Here is a 14,399-nt window from a genome sequence, read left to right as displayed (position 1 = left end):
CATCATGGAACTGTATCTGGACACCGCTAACGTCGCAGAAGTCGAACGTCTGGCACGCATATTCCCCATTGCCGGGGTGACAACTAACCCGAGCATTATCGCTGCCAGCAAGGAGTCCATCTGGGAAGTTCTGCCGCGTCTGCAAAAAGCGATTGGTGATGAGGGCATTCTGTTTGCTCAGACTATGAGTCGTGACGCGCAGGGTATGGTGGAAGAAGCGAAGCGCCTGCGCGACGCCATTCCGGGCATTGTGGTGAAAATCCCGGTGACTTCCGAAGGTCTGGCCGCCATTAAGATGCTGAAAAAAGAGGGTATTACTACGCTTGGCACCGCAGTGTACAGTGCTGCACAAGGGTTACTGGCCGCGCTGGCAGGGGCAAAATACGTTGCTCCGTATGTTAACCGCGTAGATGCCCAGGGCGGGGACGGCATTCGTACGGTTCAGGAGCTGCAAGCGCTGTTAGAAATGCACGCACCAGAAAGCATGGTGCTGGCGGCCAGCTTTAAAACGCCGCGTCAGGCGCTGGACTGTTTACTGGCAGGATGTGAATCCATCACCCTGCCCTTAGATGTAGCGCAACAAATGCTCAACACCCCTGCGGTAGAGTCAGCTATAGAGAAGTTCGAACACGACTGGAATGCCGCATTTGGCACTACTCATCTCTAAAGGAGCAATTATGGACCGCATTATTCAATCACCGGGTAAATACATCCAGGGCGCTGATGTGATTAATCGTCTGGGCGAATACCTGAAGCCGCTGGCAGAACGCTGGTTAGTGGTGGGTGACAAATTTGTTTTAGGTTTTGCTCAATCCACTGTCGAGAAAAGCTTTAAAGATGCTGGACTGGTAGTAGAAATTGCGCCGTTTGGCGGTGAATGTTCGCAAAATGAGATCGATCGTCTGCGTGGCATCGCGGAGACTGCGCAGTGTGGCGCAATTCTCGGTATCGGTGGCGGAAAAACCCTCGATACTGCCAAAGCACTGGCACATTTCATGGGTGTTCCGGTAGCGATCGCACCGACTATCGCCTCTACCGATGCACCGTGCAGCGCATTGTCTGTTATCTACACCGATGAGGGTGAGTTTGACCGCTATCTACTGTTGCCAAATAACCCGAATATGGTCATTGTCGACACCAAAATCGTCGCTGGCGCTCCTGCACGTCTGTTAGCGGCGGGTATCGGCGATGCGCTGGCAACCTGGTTTGAAGCACGCGCCTGTTCCCGTAGCGGCGCTACCACTATGGCGGGCGGCAAGTGCACCCAGGCGGCGCTGGCACTGGCAGAACTGTGCTACAACACTCTGCTGGAAGAAGGCGAAAAAGCGATGCTTGCCGCCGAACAGCATGTAGTAACCCCTGCGCTGGAACGCGTGATTGAAGCGAACACCTATTTAAGCGGTGTTGGTTTTGAAAGCGGCGGACTGGCGGCGGCTCATGCGGTGCATAACGGCCTGACCGCTATCCCGGACGCGCATCACTATTATCACGGTGAAAAAGTGGCATTCGGTACGCTGACGCAGCTGGTACTGGAAAACGCGCCGGTTGAGGAAATCGAAACCGTAGCTGCATTTAGCCATGCGGTAGGTTTGCCAATAACTCTCGCTCAACTGGATATTAAAGAAGATGTCCCGGCGAAAATGCGAATTGTGGCAGAAGCGGCATGTGCAGAAGGTGAAACCATCCACAACATGCCTGGCGGCGCGACGCCAGATCAGGTTTACGCCACTCTGCTGGTAGCCGACCAGTACGGTCAGCGTTTCCTGCAAGAGTGGGAATAACCTACTCCAAACTCCCGGCTTGTCCGGGAGTTTGAACGCAAAATTGCCTGATGCGCTACGCTTATCAGGCCTACGCAATCTCTGCAATATATTGAATTTGCGTGCTTTTTAGGCCAGATAAGGCGTTCACGCCGCATCCGGCACTCTGTGCCAGTAATCTGAAACTCCTACGTTGTTCAGGAGTTTTTTATCCGCTTCTGGACATTTTCTCTACAGAACAATCGTTAGCCCGGAAGGTCGAATCTGTGACTCTTATTTTCACGGACGAACCAGATGAAAGCTTCACTGGCGCTGCTCAGCCTGCTAACGGCATTTACCAGCCACTCCTTAAAATCTCCCGCCGTTCCACCAACCGTGGTACAAATCCAGGCCAATACCAACCTTGCCATCGCAGACGGTGCCAGACAGCAAATCGGCAACACGCTATTTTACGATCCGGCGTATGTGCGGCTTACCTATCCTGGCGGTGATGTCCCGCAAGAACGCGGTGTATGTTCCGATGTGGTGATCCGTGCATTGCGCAGCCAGAAGGTCGATTTGCAGAAACTGGTTCACGAAGATATGGCGAAGAATTTTGCCGAGTACCCGCAAAAATGGAAGTTAAAGCGCCCGGACAGCAACATCGATCACCGTCGGGTGCCTAATCTGGAAACCTGGTTTAGCCGCCACAACAAAACACGCCCCATCAGTAAAAATGCCGGTGACTATCAAGCGGGCGATATTGTCTCCTGGCGATTAGATAACGGGCTGGCGCATATTGGGGTGGTGTCAGATGGCTTCGCCCGCGACGGTACGCCACTGGTGATACATAACATTGGCGCAGGCGCGCAGGAAGAAGATGTGCTGTTTAGCTGGCGGATGGTGGGGCATTATCGTTATTTTGTTAAATAAGCGATCGCCCCACATGAAGAAAAAATTCAGATGCTTTTTACACTGACAGCTTCTTTTTTCTTACGGCTCACCAGCGCCAGTGCCAGCACAATCAGCACAATACCGCTACCTTCAACGGCCCCCGGATTCTCACCGAGCAGCCACCAGGAAAAGAGTACGCCGCAAACGGGAACGGCCAGCGTGCTTAAGCTGGCAATACTGGCAGGCAAGTTTTTCAATACAAACAACCATAAGCTCCACGCCAGCGCCGTCGCCAGAATCGCACTGTAGGCCAGCGCCCAGAACACGGTGGGCTGCCAGTCAATTTCACGTTGCGGCACCAGTAAAGCGACCACACTCATCACCAGCGCCGCATAGAGCATCTGCCAGGATGTTAACGATAATAAATCCACGCGCGGATGACGGGTGTATAGGCGTTTAGCAACAATCGCGCTCGCCCCCCAACTAACACCGGAGAGGATTGCCAGCATGGCACTTTTCATCGAAGAGAAATCGAGTTGCCACGGCTGCAACACCAAAAATAAGCCGAAAGCGGCAATCAGAATCGCGAAATATTGCCCACGTCGCAGGCGTTCACCGAGAAACAACGCGGCGAAAATCACCACCCAGAACGGCATGGTATAGCTCAGGATCGCCACCTTCCCCGCACCTCCGCTGACCAACGCCCACTGCGCCAGACCAACCATCCCGCAGGTTTGTAACAGGGCAATGGCTAAGGTGTATTTAAACGGCGTCGGGTGCATTCCGCGACCACGTAATAAAAGGACGATGAATAAAACGAGAGCGCCGAAAATGCAGCGTAAGGCGGTAAAGTCGAAGGCACCGATGTAACTGGTGACTTGCTTCATGAAAATCCAGCTATAACTCCAGATAAGTGTGAGCACAACCAGGCCACTGATTGCCAGTGGGTTGCTCTTTCCTGCGGCAGACATGAGAGATCCAGTGTGTAGTTTTCCTGTGGACACTATACGCCGGTAAAGAAACTTCAGCGACTGCCTGAAAGACAGTCACTGAAGAAGGTCAGATTACAGCAGGTCGAAACGGTCGAGGTTCATCACTTTCACCCATGCCGCTACGAAGTCTTTAACAAACTTCTCGTGGGCATCGCTGCTGGCGTAAACTTCCGCTACCGCACGCAGGACAGAGTTAGAACCAAATACCAGATCCGCACGGCTGGCTGTGTATTTCACTTCGCCGGTTTCGCGGTCACGTCCTTCGAACAGCTCTTTCGATTCGTCAGTCGCTTTCCACTCGTAACGCATATCCAGCAAGTTCACGAAGAAGTCATTGCTCAATACGCCAACGCGGTCAGTGAAGACGCCGTTTTTGCTGCTATCGAAGTTGGCACCCAGTACACGCATCCCGCCCACCAGCGCAGTCATTTCCGGCGCGGTCAGCGTCAGTTGCTGTGCTTTGTCGATCAGCAGTGACTCGGTGGTGGAAACGTCCAGACGAGCGCGATAGTTACGGAAACCGTCAGCAATTGGCTCCAGCAGCTCAAACATCTCAATGTCAGTCTGATCCTGACGCGCATCAACGCGACCCGGCGCAAACGGTACATGAATGCTCAAACCTGCGGCGCTTGCGGCTTTCTCAACACCAACCACACCAGCCAGCACGATGATATCCGCCAGCGAGGCTTTACCAGACTCTTTCTGGATTTTCTCCAGAACAGGCAGAGCACGAACGGCTGCGGCGTTCACATCCCAGTCGCGCTGCGGCATTAATGCCAGACGCGCACCGTTGGCACCACCGCGTTTGTCGCCACCACGGAAGGTAGAAGCAGATGCCCAGGCCACCGATACCAGCTCACTAACAGACAGACCAGAATCCGCAATCGCGAATTTCAGATCGATAATGTCCTGCTCGGTCGGGTTGTAGATCGGCTGCGGCAGCGGATCTTGCCAGATCAGATCTTCTTTCGGCACTTCCGGCCCGATGTAGCGAGATTTCGGCCCCATATCCCTGTGCGTCAGTTTGAACCAGGCACGGGCAAAGGCTTCGTTGAACGCCTGCGGATCGTTGAGGAAACGACGAGAGATCTTCTCGAACTCAGGATCAAAACGCAGCGTCAGGTCGGTCACCAGCATTGTCGGTTTACGTTTCTTCGACGGATCGAACGGATCCGGGATAATTTCCGGTGCGTCTACCGCTTCGAACTGGATTGCTCCAGCCGGACTGCGGGTCTGTACCCACTCATATTTGAACAGGTTCTCGAAGAAATAGTTGCTCCACTGGGTCGGCGTCTGGGTCCAGACAACTTCCAGACCAGAGGTAATGGCATCTGCGCCAACGCCGCTGCCGTAAGTGCTCGCCCAGCCTAAACCTTGTTCTTCAATCGGTGCAGCTTCTGGATCAGGACCTACATTTGATGTCGGACCGGCACCGTGAGTTTTACCCAGCGTATGACCACCCGCAATCAGCGCCACGGTTTCTTCGTCGTTCATGCCCATGTTGCCGAAGGTCGCACGGATAGCTGCTGCCGCAGAAAGCGGTTCGCCGCTGTGATCCGGGCCTTCCGGGTTAACGTAAATCAGACCCATCTCGGTTGCACCCAGCGGTGCTTTCGCCAGCGCTTCCGGATGACGGTGAGTCAGCCAGGCTTTTTCATCACCCCAGTTAACATCCAGATCCGGTTCCCAGACGTCTTCACGACCGGCACCAAAACCGAAGGTACGGAAGCCGGAGTTTTCCAGCGCCACGTTACCTGCGAGGATAAACAGGTCGGCCCAGGAGATTTTCTGACCATATTTCTGTTTGATTGGCCACAACAGGCGACGCGCTTTATCAAGGCTTACGTTATCCGGCCAGGAGTTCAGCGGTGCAAAACGTTGCTGACCACGACCCGCGCCGCCGCGTCCATCGATTGAACGGTAAGTACCTGCGCCGTGCCAGGCCATACGAATAAACAGACCGGCGTAGCTGCCCCAGTCGGCTGGCCACCACGGCTGAGATTCTGTCAGCAGGGCTTTCAGATCTTTTTTCAGGCCGTAGTAATCTAATTTGCTGAATTCTTTGCGGTAGTCAAAGTCCTCACCCAGCGGGTTAGAACGATTAGAATGTTGGTTTAACAGGTCAACACGGAGTTGATTTGGCCACCAGTCGCGAGTGGTTGTGCCCGCCCCCGCGCTCTGGTCGTGACCGCCCTGATGGAACGGGCATTTGCCAGTGGCTGTCGTGTTATGAATATCGTCTGACGTGCTCATCAATGTGCTCCCCTCTACAGTGTTACCGTTACGATACACAGCGTTAGAGAGAAGTTATAATTGAATTAATCCACGGATGCGATAGTTGAGATCTTACATATTGTTGGTTAAAGAGATGTAGGTCAAATTGATCGTAATTAAGCTTTTTTGATTATGTCGATTCGGACAAATGCTTTATAAAAAAGGGTTTTAGCTTCATATCCTTCAAGTAATGAGGGAGAAAACAAGGCTGACAACCTTATTTTCCCGCCCTCATTTCGAGGCAGCATTTTGTGCTCTGTTTAAAATTTGTGATCACTGTGTGATTTTCACAAAAGCCACACTATTTATAAACCAGGTCGAACACCCAGCGTATGGCAAATCGCGTAACTCATTTCAGCGCGGTTAAGCGTATAGAAGTGGAAATCTTTCACTCCTTCACGGCTTAAAATCTTCACCATATCCATGGCAATATTCGCGCCCACCAGTTTGCGGGTTTCGGCATCATCATCCAGGCCGTCGAACATTTGCGCCATCCACGCCGGAATACGCACGTTGGTCATATCGGCAAATTTCTTCGCCTGTTTAAAGTTAGATACCGGCAAAATTCCCGGAATAATTTCCACATCAATGCCCGCCGATACACAGCGGTCACGAAAACGCAGGTAGCTTTCGACATCGAAGAAGAACTGAGTAATCGCGCGGTTGGCTCCGGCATCGACTTTGCGTTTCAGATTAAGCAAATCCGCCTGAGCGCTTTTTGCTTCCGGGTGAACTTCCGGATACGCCGCCACGGAGATATCGAAATCTGCCACTTCTTTTAATAGCGTCACCAGGTCAGAAGCATACATTTCTGGCTTACCACTTCCCGGCGGCAGATCGCCACGCAGCGCCACGATATGACGAATACCGTTATTCCAGTAGTCGCGTGCAATGGTGCGCAACTCGTCGGGCGTCGCATCAATGCAAGTAAGATGCGGTGCCGCTTCCAGACCAGTGCGATCTTTAATGCCTTTAATAATGCTGTGCGTACGGTCGCGCTCGCCGGAGTTCGCGCCATAGGTCACCGATACAAACTTCGGTTTCAGGCTGCTAAGGCGATCGATGGAGTTCCACAGGGTCTGCTCCATTTCACTGGTACGCGGCGGGAAAAACTCGAACGAAACGTTAATCTGCCCCTGGACTTCTGCCAGGCGCTGATTCAGGGCATCCCGCTGGCTGGCGTGAAAAAAGCTCATACCTTACCTCATCAATCGCTTGTAGTTATATGTTGTGTTGTGCACATCTATCCGTTTAGACGTCCAGATGTAAAGATGAAGGAAAAGCCGAAGGGCGTCAACCGAAAAATGACCAATGATGGTGAGGAAAAATCAGGGAAGATGAAAAAACTTCAGGATGGTAAGAAAAAGAAAATCCGGTATGCAAAGCAAACCGGACTGCAAATATAAACTAACCATGTACTTATTGCTTCTTGCCGGATTCGTCGTAAACGCTTAATCCGGCCTAATCCTATGATAATTCAATATATTTCATTAGAAACCATAAACCCGAAAACATGAGTACCGGGCATTATTAAATTTCTGAAATTACAACAACTGTGCCAGCCGGTTGATATCCGACTGAATCGCCCCGGCGGTGACGTCGCGCCCCGCGCCAGGCCCACGGATCACCAGCGGGTTGTCGCGATACCAGCGGCTTTCGATGGCAAAGACGTTATCGCACGGCAGCAGTGATGCCAGCGGATGGTCTTCACGCACCGCCTCCACGCCCACACGCGCTTTGCCGTTGGCATCGAAACGCGCCACGTAGCGCAGCACCAGCCCCATTTCGCGGGCCGCTTCCAGCCGTTGCACCATCTGCTCGTTAAGTTCATCGCCATTTTCAAAGAAATGGTCGATGCTGCCGCCTTCGCAATGAGCAGGCACCAGCGATTCCACACGTACCTGGTCCGGTTCAATGTTGTAACCCGCTTCACGCGCCAGAATTACCAGCTTGCGCATTACGTCTTTGCCGGAGAGGTCGTCACGCGGATCAGGCTCGGTTAAGCCCTGCTGCCACGCCTGATCCACCAGCTCGGTAAACGGCACGCTACCGTCGAATTGCAGGAACAGCCAGGAGAGCGTGCCGGAGAAGATCCCGCTGATCGACAAAATAGTATCGCCGCTGTCGATCAGATCGCGCACGGTGTGGTTGATCGGCAAGCCCGCACCGACGGTGGCATTGTACAGCCAGTGACGCCCGGTTTTTTCGAAGGCGTCGTGGATCTGGCGATATTTATTGCTGTCGCTGGCTCCCGCCAGTTTGTTGGCGCTGATAACGTGGAAACCGTGGCTGGCGAAATCAAGATACTGATCAGCAAGCTGCTGGCTGGCGGTAACGTCCAGCACCACTAAATCATCATACGGATGGGCGCGCATCCACAGGAACAACGACTCTTCATCCTGCTCAACCGCTTCATCGTTGAAGAAGGCTAACGCGCGGCTGGCGTCCAGCCCGTCATAGCTCAACAGGCTGCGGCGGCTGTCCACCACACCTGCCAGCACAAACTCAAAGCCGGTACGTGCCGAAAGCGTGCTCTGCTCACGGGCGAACAGTTCCAGCCAACGGGAACCGATATTGCCCTTACCGAACAATACCAGGCCGATGCGTTTTTCTGCGCGGAAGACGGACTGATGCAGCCCCTGAATCAGGCTTTCGGTCGGGCCGGTGCGCAGTACTGCCACCAGGCTGATGCCGTCATCGGACTGCCAGGTAAATTCGACCGGCTGGCCTTTCAGTTGCTGCCAGAAGCGGTGGCAATGCAGCGGGTTACGGGTGACGCCTGCACCGACCATCGCCACCAGCGCCAGCCCCTGACGCAGGCGCAGTTCGCCAGGTAATCCCGCTTCGTCGAGGATTTTCAGCGCACTGTCGGCCACTTCTGAGGTGTAGCAAAATTGCAGCAACTGGCGATCGTTATGTACGCCAACCGCCAGCGGGCGTACCTGCGCGCGTTTCAGGATTTGGTCGATCTCTTTATGCGCCAGTTTGAAATCCTGACTGGCGGGCACCTGAAACTCAATCAAACAGACATCATCGTGGCTGGTGACAATACGCGCACCAGTACCGGAGGCCAGCACGCGTTCAATGCGCGTGGAACCTTGATCCGGCGTGTAGCTACAGCGCAGTTGCAGGTCGATTTCGCTGCCAGAAACCGGCTGTAAAGTACGGGCGTGAAGAACGGGAGCCGCCAGGCGCGCCAGTTCGCTGGCCTCATCCAGACGCAGCAACGGCAGCAGGCAGGCATCTTTCACTTTACGCGGGTCGGCACTGTATACCCCGGCGACGTCGCTCCAGATGGTTACGCGAGAAACACCCGCCAGCGCACCGATTTGTGTCGCGGAATAGTCGGAACCGTTACGCCCCAGCAGCACCGTTTCACCGGCGTTGTTGCGGCTGATAAATCCGGTCACCACCAGACGTTTGCCCGGATGTTGCACCAGCAGCTGTTGCAGCAACGGGTAAGAAAGCCCTTCATCAACCTGCGGTTGTGCGGCGCGTTCAGCGCGTAAAAACTCGCGGGCATCAAGCCAGGCCGCTGGCAGCCCTTGTTGATTAAGTACCGCAGACATCAGGCGTGCCGACCATACTTCCCCGTGGCCCACCACTTCCGCATACACTGCGTCGTTAATACCGCTGTCGAGCAGCGCCGCCAGGCGCTCAAGGTCGCTGACAAAAGCGCTAATGAGGCTATCAGCTTCTTCAGCGGGTAGCAGACCGCTAATCAGATCGCACTGATAGCGACGCAGCGTTTGTTGAACCTGATGCGCAGAGAGACGATCGGTCTGGCTTAGTTTCAACCAGTTAATCAACTGGTTAGTGGTGCTACCGGCGGCGGAAACCACCATCATATCGTCAGGCTGAGAGTACTCCGCCATAATGCCCGCAACACGCAAATAACACTTCACATCAGCCAGACTACTGCCACCAAATTTATGCAGTTGACGACCTTTCGCCCCTGCCTGCGCAATCACACTCATTTTTACCCCTTGTTTGCAGCCCGGAAGCCATTTTCCAGGTCGGCAATTAAATCTTCGCCATCTTCAATACCGGTGGAGATACGCAGCAGCGTCTCGGAGATCCCGGCGGCAGCACGCGCTTCTGGTGCCATGCCTGCATGTGTCATGGTTGCGGCGTGAGAGATTAAACTTTCCACTCCCCCTAATGATTCCGCCAGCGTAAACAACGACAGCCGCCCAGGAAACGACGCAGCGTCTGCTCATCGCCATCCAGTTCAAAACTCAACATTGCGCCAAAGCCTTTTTGCTGGCGCGCGGCAATTTCATGCCCCTGATTTTCCGGCAGCGACGGGTGATACAGTTTTTTCACCAACGGCTGGGTTTGCAGATATTTCACAATCGCCTGCGCGTTGCGCTGGGCCAGCTCCATACGCGGCACCAGCGTTCGCAACCCGCGTAGCAGCAGATAGCTGTCAAACGCGCCGCCCGTCACGCCAATATTGTTTGTCCACCAGGCAAGTTCAGTGACAACGTCCGGGTCTTTAGCAATCACCACGCCAGCCACCACGTCAGAGTGACCGTTCAGATATTTCGTACATGAATGCAACACCAGATCGGCACCCAATGCCAGCGGATTTTGTAATGCCGGGCTTAAGAAGGTGTTATCCACCACGCTCACCGCCCCGACTTCCCTTGCCAGATGGCAGATTTTCGCAATATCCACGACGCGTAACAATGGATTACTTGGGCTTTCTACCAGTACCAGTTTAGGTTTTTCTGCCAGCGCTGCCCGTAATGCCTGTTCATCGCCTTGATCAACAAACAACACGCGATAGCAACCGCGTTTCGCCAGACTGTCGAACAGGCGATAGCTACCGCCGTAGCAGTCGTGCGGCGCAACCAGCAGATCGCCAGGTTTCAAAAAGACGGTCGTTACCAAGTGAATCGCGGACATGCCGGTATTAGTAAGTACTGCGCCAGCACCGCCTTCCAGTTCTGCCAGCGCACGCTGAACCACATCGCGCGTTGGGTTGCCGCGACGCGAGTAATCATGCGCGCGCGGTTCATTAAATCCGGTAAAGTTATAGGTGCTGGAAAGATGGATGGGAGGGACAACGCAACCATACTGTTCGTCGTCATTTAACCCGCTACGCACTGCGATGGTGGCCTGTTTACGCGTCATGTGATGAAGTTTCCTGGGCTTTGTCGGTGAAATGTCAGGCACCAGAGTAAACATTGTGTTAATGGACGTCAATACATCTGGACATCTAAACTTCTTTACGTATAGATTGAGCAAATCCCAAATAGCCGTTAAAATTATATGCATTATCACGCCGACAGGTGCATTACACGATGTCACGGTAACGCCTGTACGGTAAACTATGCGGGTTTACGGTCAGTACCCACATAAATTGTGTGGTCTGGTCTCAATTTATTGACGAAGAGGATTAAGTATCTCATGGCTGAATGGAGCGGCGAATATATCAGCCCATACGCTGAGCACGGCAAGAAGAGTGAACAAGTCAAAAAGATTACGGTTTCCATTCCTCTTAAGGTGTTAAAAATCCTCACCGATGAACGCACGCGTCGTCAGGTGAACAACCTGCGTCACGCTACCAACAGCGAGCTGCTGTGCGAAGCGTTTCTGCATGCCTTTACCGGGCAACCTTTGCCGGATGATGCCGATCTGCGTAAAGAGCGCAGCGACGAAATCCCGGAAGCGGCAAAAGAGATCATGCGTGAGATGGGGATTAACCCGGAGACGTGGGAATACTAAAGCAAAAAAGAGCGGCGCGGAGTGGAATCGCCTGATGCGCTACGCTTATCAGGCCTACGTCATATTGCAATTTATTGAATTTGCACGAACTTGTAGGCCGGATAAGGCGTTCACGCCGCATCCGGCATAAACAACGAGCACGTTGTCTGCGACCCACCGCTTTTTATACATGGACGTTTAACTATGAAAAACAGGCTGCTGATCCTCAGCCTGCTGGTTTCTGTACCTGCCTTTGCCTGGCAGCCACAAACCGGCGACATCATCTTTCAGATCTCTCGCTCATCGCAAAGTAAAGCGATCCAACTGGCGACCCATTCCGATTATAGCCACACCGGTATGCTGGTGATACGCAACAAAAAGCCCTACGTTTTTGAAGCGGTCGGCCCGGTGAAATACACCCCGCTCAAGCAGTGGATCGCCCATGGTGAAAAGGGCAAATACGTTGTTCGCCGCGTTGAAGGCGGACTGAGTGTTGAACAACAGCAAAAACTGGCGCAAACGGTAAAACGTTATCTCGGTAAACCGTATGATTTCAGCTTCTCATGGAGCGACGATCGCCAGTACTGTTCGGAAGTGGTGTGGAAGGTTTACCAGAACGCGCTGGGAATGCGCGTGGGCGAGCAGCAGAAGTTGAAAGAGTTCGATCTCAGCAACCCGCTGGTCCAGGCTAAGCTCAAAGAACGCTACGGCAAAAATATTCCGCTTGAGGAAACGGTAGTTTCACCACAAGCCGTTTTCGACGCGCCACAACTCACCACGGTTGCCAAAGAGTGGCCGCTGTTTTCGTGGTAATGGATGATGAAAAAAATAATTCCCGCCGTAGTCTGTTTGTTGCTTTGTAGTTGCACGACCTTTCCGCAAACTGTCGCTCCGGTAAACGGTGATGCCTCCAATTAGTTGAATTAAGGATATAATACTCGCTTTTAAGGTTGTTTCATGGTCACAGTTAACCTTCATTGCCCCCGTTGCCAGTCCGTTCAGGTTTACCGTCACGGGCAGAACCCAAAAAGACATGATCGATTCCGCGGCCGTGACTGTCACCGGGTATTTCAGCTCAGTTACTGTTACGAGCCCCGTAAACCGGGAGTTAAAGACCAAATCGCTGAAATGACTTTCAACGGTGCCGGGGTTCGCGATACTGCCCGTACGCTGAAAATCGGCATTAATACAGTCATCCGAACTTTAAAAAACTCTCGCCACGAAGAATAACGTCATCCCCGGTCGCTCATGCTGATGTGGCACTCATCTGCGAACTTAGTCAGCAATGGAGCTTTGTCGGCAGTAAAGCGCGACAGCACTGGCTCTGGTACGTGTACAACACGAAAACTGGTGGTGTTCTGGCCTACACTTTTGGCCCCCGGACTGACGAAACCTGTCGTGAATTGCTGGCGCTGCTTACCCTTTTACCATCGGCATGTTGACCACTGACGAATGGGGTAGTTACACCAGAGAGTTACCGAAGGAAAAGCATCTGACTGGTAAGATTTTTACTCAGCGCATTGAGCGCAACAATCTGACCCTGAGAACCCGAATCAAACGTCTGGCCCGCAGAACCATCTGTTTCTCGCGCTCTGTAGAACTTCATGAAAAAGTCATCGGTGCTTTTATCGAAAATATATGTTCTACTAATTGGAGTCATCACCCTTCTGATGAGCTTTCCTTGGATGATTACCAGACTGAATACACAGCCAAAGATTTTTACCTCATTCTGCTCTTTTTTCTCAAATGACATATATTATATTTTACATCATATTCATAGGCATATGACATTCCCCCGCCCCCATTATGTCATTGTGGGTTGATGTTGGGCTTTCATAAAAAAAACATCTTTTTTTGAACTAGCATTAATTATATTTACTTTATATATTAAAATATTTTCTCCATCTGGAAATATTTTAGCCACACAATATAAAGCAGCTGAATCCGAATTACTTAAAAATATATTATCATTACCCATAACTCCAGCCATTAAATTACTGGAGACTAAAGCAAGGAAATAACAACATTGTATTGCCTTCATTTTAATTACTCCCTTGTCTGATAATTGTAACTCCATTCCCTTTAGCTTTGGGATTATATTTTAGATAGGTGTTATTTGGTGTTCCCAAGTAACTGCTTGTATTCTTTTTTTCCCATTCCATTCATATAAGAATTCGTTAAATCTTTGCTTGAAAAATTTAGACTATCATAAACATCATTTTCTTTTGTTACTTTATTTCCTTTATCGTCAGAGTAAAAACCGTGAGTGTGATAATCGCCTACTCTCTCTGAACCTTCAGGGCATTTTATATTTCGCAAGTCTACACTATCATTATCATTTGAACTTATCGGATTCATGGGGAAATATTCACCTTGCTTCTTACATATTAGTCCACCATATTCTTTATTCTCGTTAATTGATTCTCCATTACACATTGCCGGTAATGACTCCAACTTACTGATAGTGTTTTATGTTCAGATAATGCCCGATGACCTTGTCATGCAGCTCCACCGATTTTGAGAACGACAGTGACTTCCGTCCCAGCCTTGCCAGATGTTGTCTCAGATTCAGATTATGTCGCTCAATGCGCTGAGTGTAACGCTTGCTGATAACGTGCAGCTTTCCCTTCAGGCGTGATTCATACAGCGGCCAGCCATCCGTCATCCATACCACGACCTCAAAGGCCGGCAGCAGGCTCAGAAGACGCTCCAGTGTGGCCAGAGTGCGTTCACCGAAGACGTGCGCCACAACCGTCCTCCGTATCCTGTCATACGCGTAAAACAGCCA

At 52.0% G+C, this 14,399-nt stretch carries 10 protein-coding genes and 5 pseudogenes; 7 read left to right on the top strand and 8 right to left on the bottom strand.

Annotated elements, in window-relative coordinates:
* Positions 1-4: 4 nt before the first annotated feature.
* The 3 genes from fsa to BHE85_RS03750 all read left to right on the top strand — a co-directional run bounded on the left by fsa (position 5) and on the right by BHE85_RS03750 (position 2,672).
* Positions 5-667 (top strand): fructose-6-phosphate aldolase, encoded by a 663-nt coding sequence (fsa, locus tag BHE85_RS03760; protein ID WP_000424845.1) that lies wholly within the window; start codon positions 5-7, stop codon positions 665-667.
* Positions 668-677: 10 nt separating this feature from the next.
* Positions 678-1,781, top strand: coding sequence for a bifunctional L-1,2-propanediol dehydrogenase/glycerol dehydrogenase (gldA, locus tag BHE85_RS03755; protein WP_000374001.1), 1,104 nt, complete (start codon positions 678-680; stop codon positions 1,779-1,781).
* Positions 1,782-2,054: 273 nt separating this feature from the next.
* Positions 2,055-2,672, top strand: a complete 618-nt coding sequence (locus BHE85_RS03750) for a DUF1287 domain-containing protein (RefSeq protein ID WP_000647869.1) — start codon at positions 2,055-2,057, stop codon at positions 2,670-2,672.
* 26 nt (positions 2,673-2,698) lie between these two features.
* Here the strand turns inward: BHE85_RS03750 and yijE are convergent, their stop codons facing one another.
* The 3 genes from yijE to metF all read right to left on the bottom strand — a co-directional run bounded on the left by yijE (position 2,699) and on the right by metF (position 7,095).
* Positions 2,699-3,604 carry a cystine transporter YijE gene (yijE, locus tag BHE85_RS03745; protein ID WP_004987827.1) on the bottom strand — a complete coding sequence of 302 codons (906 nt, stop codon included), beginning with the start codon at positions 3,602-3,604 and terminating at the stop codon, positions 2,699-2,701.
* A gap of 93 nt (positions 3,605-3,697) precedes the next feature.
* On the bottom strand, positions 3,698-5,878 hold the full coding sequence (gene katG / locus BHE85_RS03740; RefSeq protein ID WP_004987868.1) for a catalase/peroxidase HPI: 2,181 nt from the start codon (positions 5,876-5,878) through the stop codon (positions 3,698-3,700).
* A gap of 326 nt (positions 5,879-6,204) precedes the next feature.
* On the bottom strand, positions 6,205-7,095 hold the full coding sequence (gene metF / locus BHE85_RS03735) for a methylenetetrahydrofolate reductase (protein WP_000007510.1): 891 nt from the start codon (positions 7,093-7,095) through the stop codon (positions 6,205-6,207).
* Between the two features lie 75 nt (positions 7,096-7,170).
* On the opposite strand from metF, the gene BHE85_RS28010 reads away from it, so the two are divergent.
* Positions 7,171-7,305, top strand: coding sequence for a hypothetical protein (locus BHE85_RS28010; protein ID WP_000660586.1), 135 nt, complete (start codon positions 7,171-7,173; stop codon positions 7,303-7,305).
* 138 nt (positions 7,306-7,443) lie between these two features.
* Here the strand turns inward: BHE85_RS28010 and metL are convergent, their stop codons facing one another.
* Together metL and metB are read right to left on the bottom strand one after the other, a co-directional pair.
* Complete coding sequence (gene metL, locus BHE85_RS03730) at positions 7,444-9,876, bottom strand: bifunctional aspartate kinase/homoserine dehydrogenase II (RefSeq protein ID WP_000110772.1); 2,433 nt, start codon at positions 9,874-9,876, stop codon at positions 7,444-7,446.
* 2 nt (positions 9,877-9,878) lie between these two features.
* Positions 9,879-11,038: pseudogene (metB, locus tag BHE85_RS03725) on the bottom strand (cystathionine gamma-synthase).
* A 276-nt stretch (positions 11,039-11,314) separates the two neighbouring features.
* On the opposite strand from metB, the gene metJ reads away from it, so the two are divergent.
* The 3 genes and pseudogenes from metJ to BHE85_RS03710 all read left to right on the top strand — a co-directional run bounded on the left by metJ (position 11,315) and on the right by BHE85_RS03710 (position 13,261).
* Entirely contained in the window at positions 11,315-11,632 is a 318-nt protein-coding gene (gene metJ / locus BHE85_RS03720; protein WP_000852812.1) for a met regulon transcriptional regulator MetJ, read from the top strand.
* A gap of 183 nt (positions 11,633-11,815) precedes the next feature.
* Positions 11,816-12,424 (top strand): YiiX family permuted papain-like enzyme, encoded by a 609-nt coding sequence (locus tag BHE85_RS03715; protein WP_000797345.1) that lies wholly within the window; start codon positions 11,816-11,818, stop codon positions 12,422-12,424.
* Positions 12,425-12,568: 144 nt separating this feature from the next.
* Positions 12,569-13,261, top strand: a pseudogene (locus BHE85_RS03710) (IS1 family transposase).
* A 69-nt stretch (positions 13,262-13,330) separates the two neighbouring features.
* On the opposite strand, the pseudogene BHE85_RS03705 reads toward BHE85_RS03710, so the two are convergent.
* The 3 pseudogenes from BHE85_RS03705 to BHE85_RS03695 all read right to left on the bottom strand — a co-directional run.
* Positions 13,331-13,652: pseudogene (locus BHE85_RS03705) on the bottom strand (RHS element protein dsORF-f3).
* A gap of 1 nt (position 13,653) precedes the next feature.
* A pseudogene (locus tag BHE85_RS03700) lies at positions 13,654-14,050 on the bottom strand (DUF4329 domain-containing protein); the annotation flags it as partial.
* A 16-nt stretch (positions 14,051-14,066) separates the two neighbouring features.
* Positions 14,067-14,399 (bottom strand): annotated as a pseudogene (locus tag BHE85_RS03695) (IS1-like element IS1X2 family transposase); the annotation flags it as partial.

Origin of the sequence: Shigella sp. FC1567 (assembly GCF_001743015.1) — a bacterium.
In the GTDB taxonomy this organism is placed as follows: Bacteria; Pseudomonadota; Gammaproteobacteria; order Enterobacterales; family Enterobacteriaceae; genus Escherichia; species Escherichia coli.
Note: the sequence above shows the minus strand (reverse complement) of the source record. Positions and strands in the feature narration are given on the sequence as shown.

Coding starts and splice junctions, on each gene's coding strand:
- fsa (WP_000424845.1), top strand. CDS start 5: ATGGAACTGTATCTGGACACCGCTAACGTCGCAGAAGTCGAACGTCTG.
- gldA (WP_000374001.1), top strand. CDS start 678: ATGGACCGCATTATTCAATCACCGGGTAAATACATCCAGGGCGCTGAT.
- BHE85_RS03750 (WP_000647869.1), top strand. CDS start 2,055: ATGAAAGCTTCACTGGCGCTGCTCAGCCTGCTAACGGCATTTACCAGC.
- yijE (WP_004987827.1), bottom strand. CDS start 3,604: ATGTCTGCCGCAGGAAAGAGCAACCCACTGGCAATCAGTGGCCTGGTT.
- katG (WP_004987868.1), bottom strand. CDS start 5,878: ATGAGCACGTCAGACGATATTCATAACACGACAGCCACTGGCAAATGC.
- metF (WP_000007510.1), bottom strand. CDS start 7,095: ATGAGCTTTTTTCACGCCAGCCAGCGGGATGCCCTGAATCAGCGCCTG.
- BHE85_RS28010 (WP_000660586.1), top strand. CDS start 7,171: ATGAAGGAAAAGCCGAAGGGCGTCAACCGAAAAATGACCAATGATGGT.
- metL (WP_000110772.1), bottom strand. CDS start 9,876: ATGAGTGTGATTGCGCAGGCAGGGGCGAAAGGTCGTCAACTGCATAAA.
- metJ (WP_000852812.1), top strand. CDS start 11,315: ATGGCTGAATGGAGCGGCGAATATATCAGCCCATACGCTGAGCACGGC.
- BHE85_RS03715 (WP_000797345.1), top strand. CDS start 11,816: ATGAAAAACAGGCTGCTGATCCTCAGCCTGCTGGTTTCTGTACCTGCC.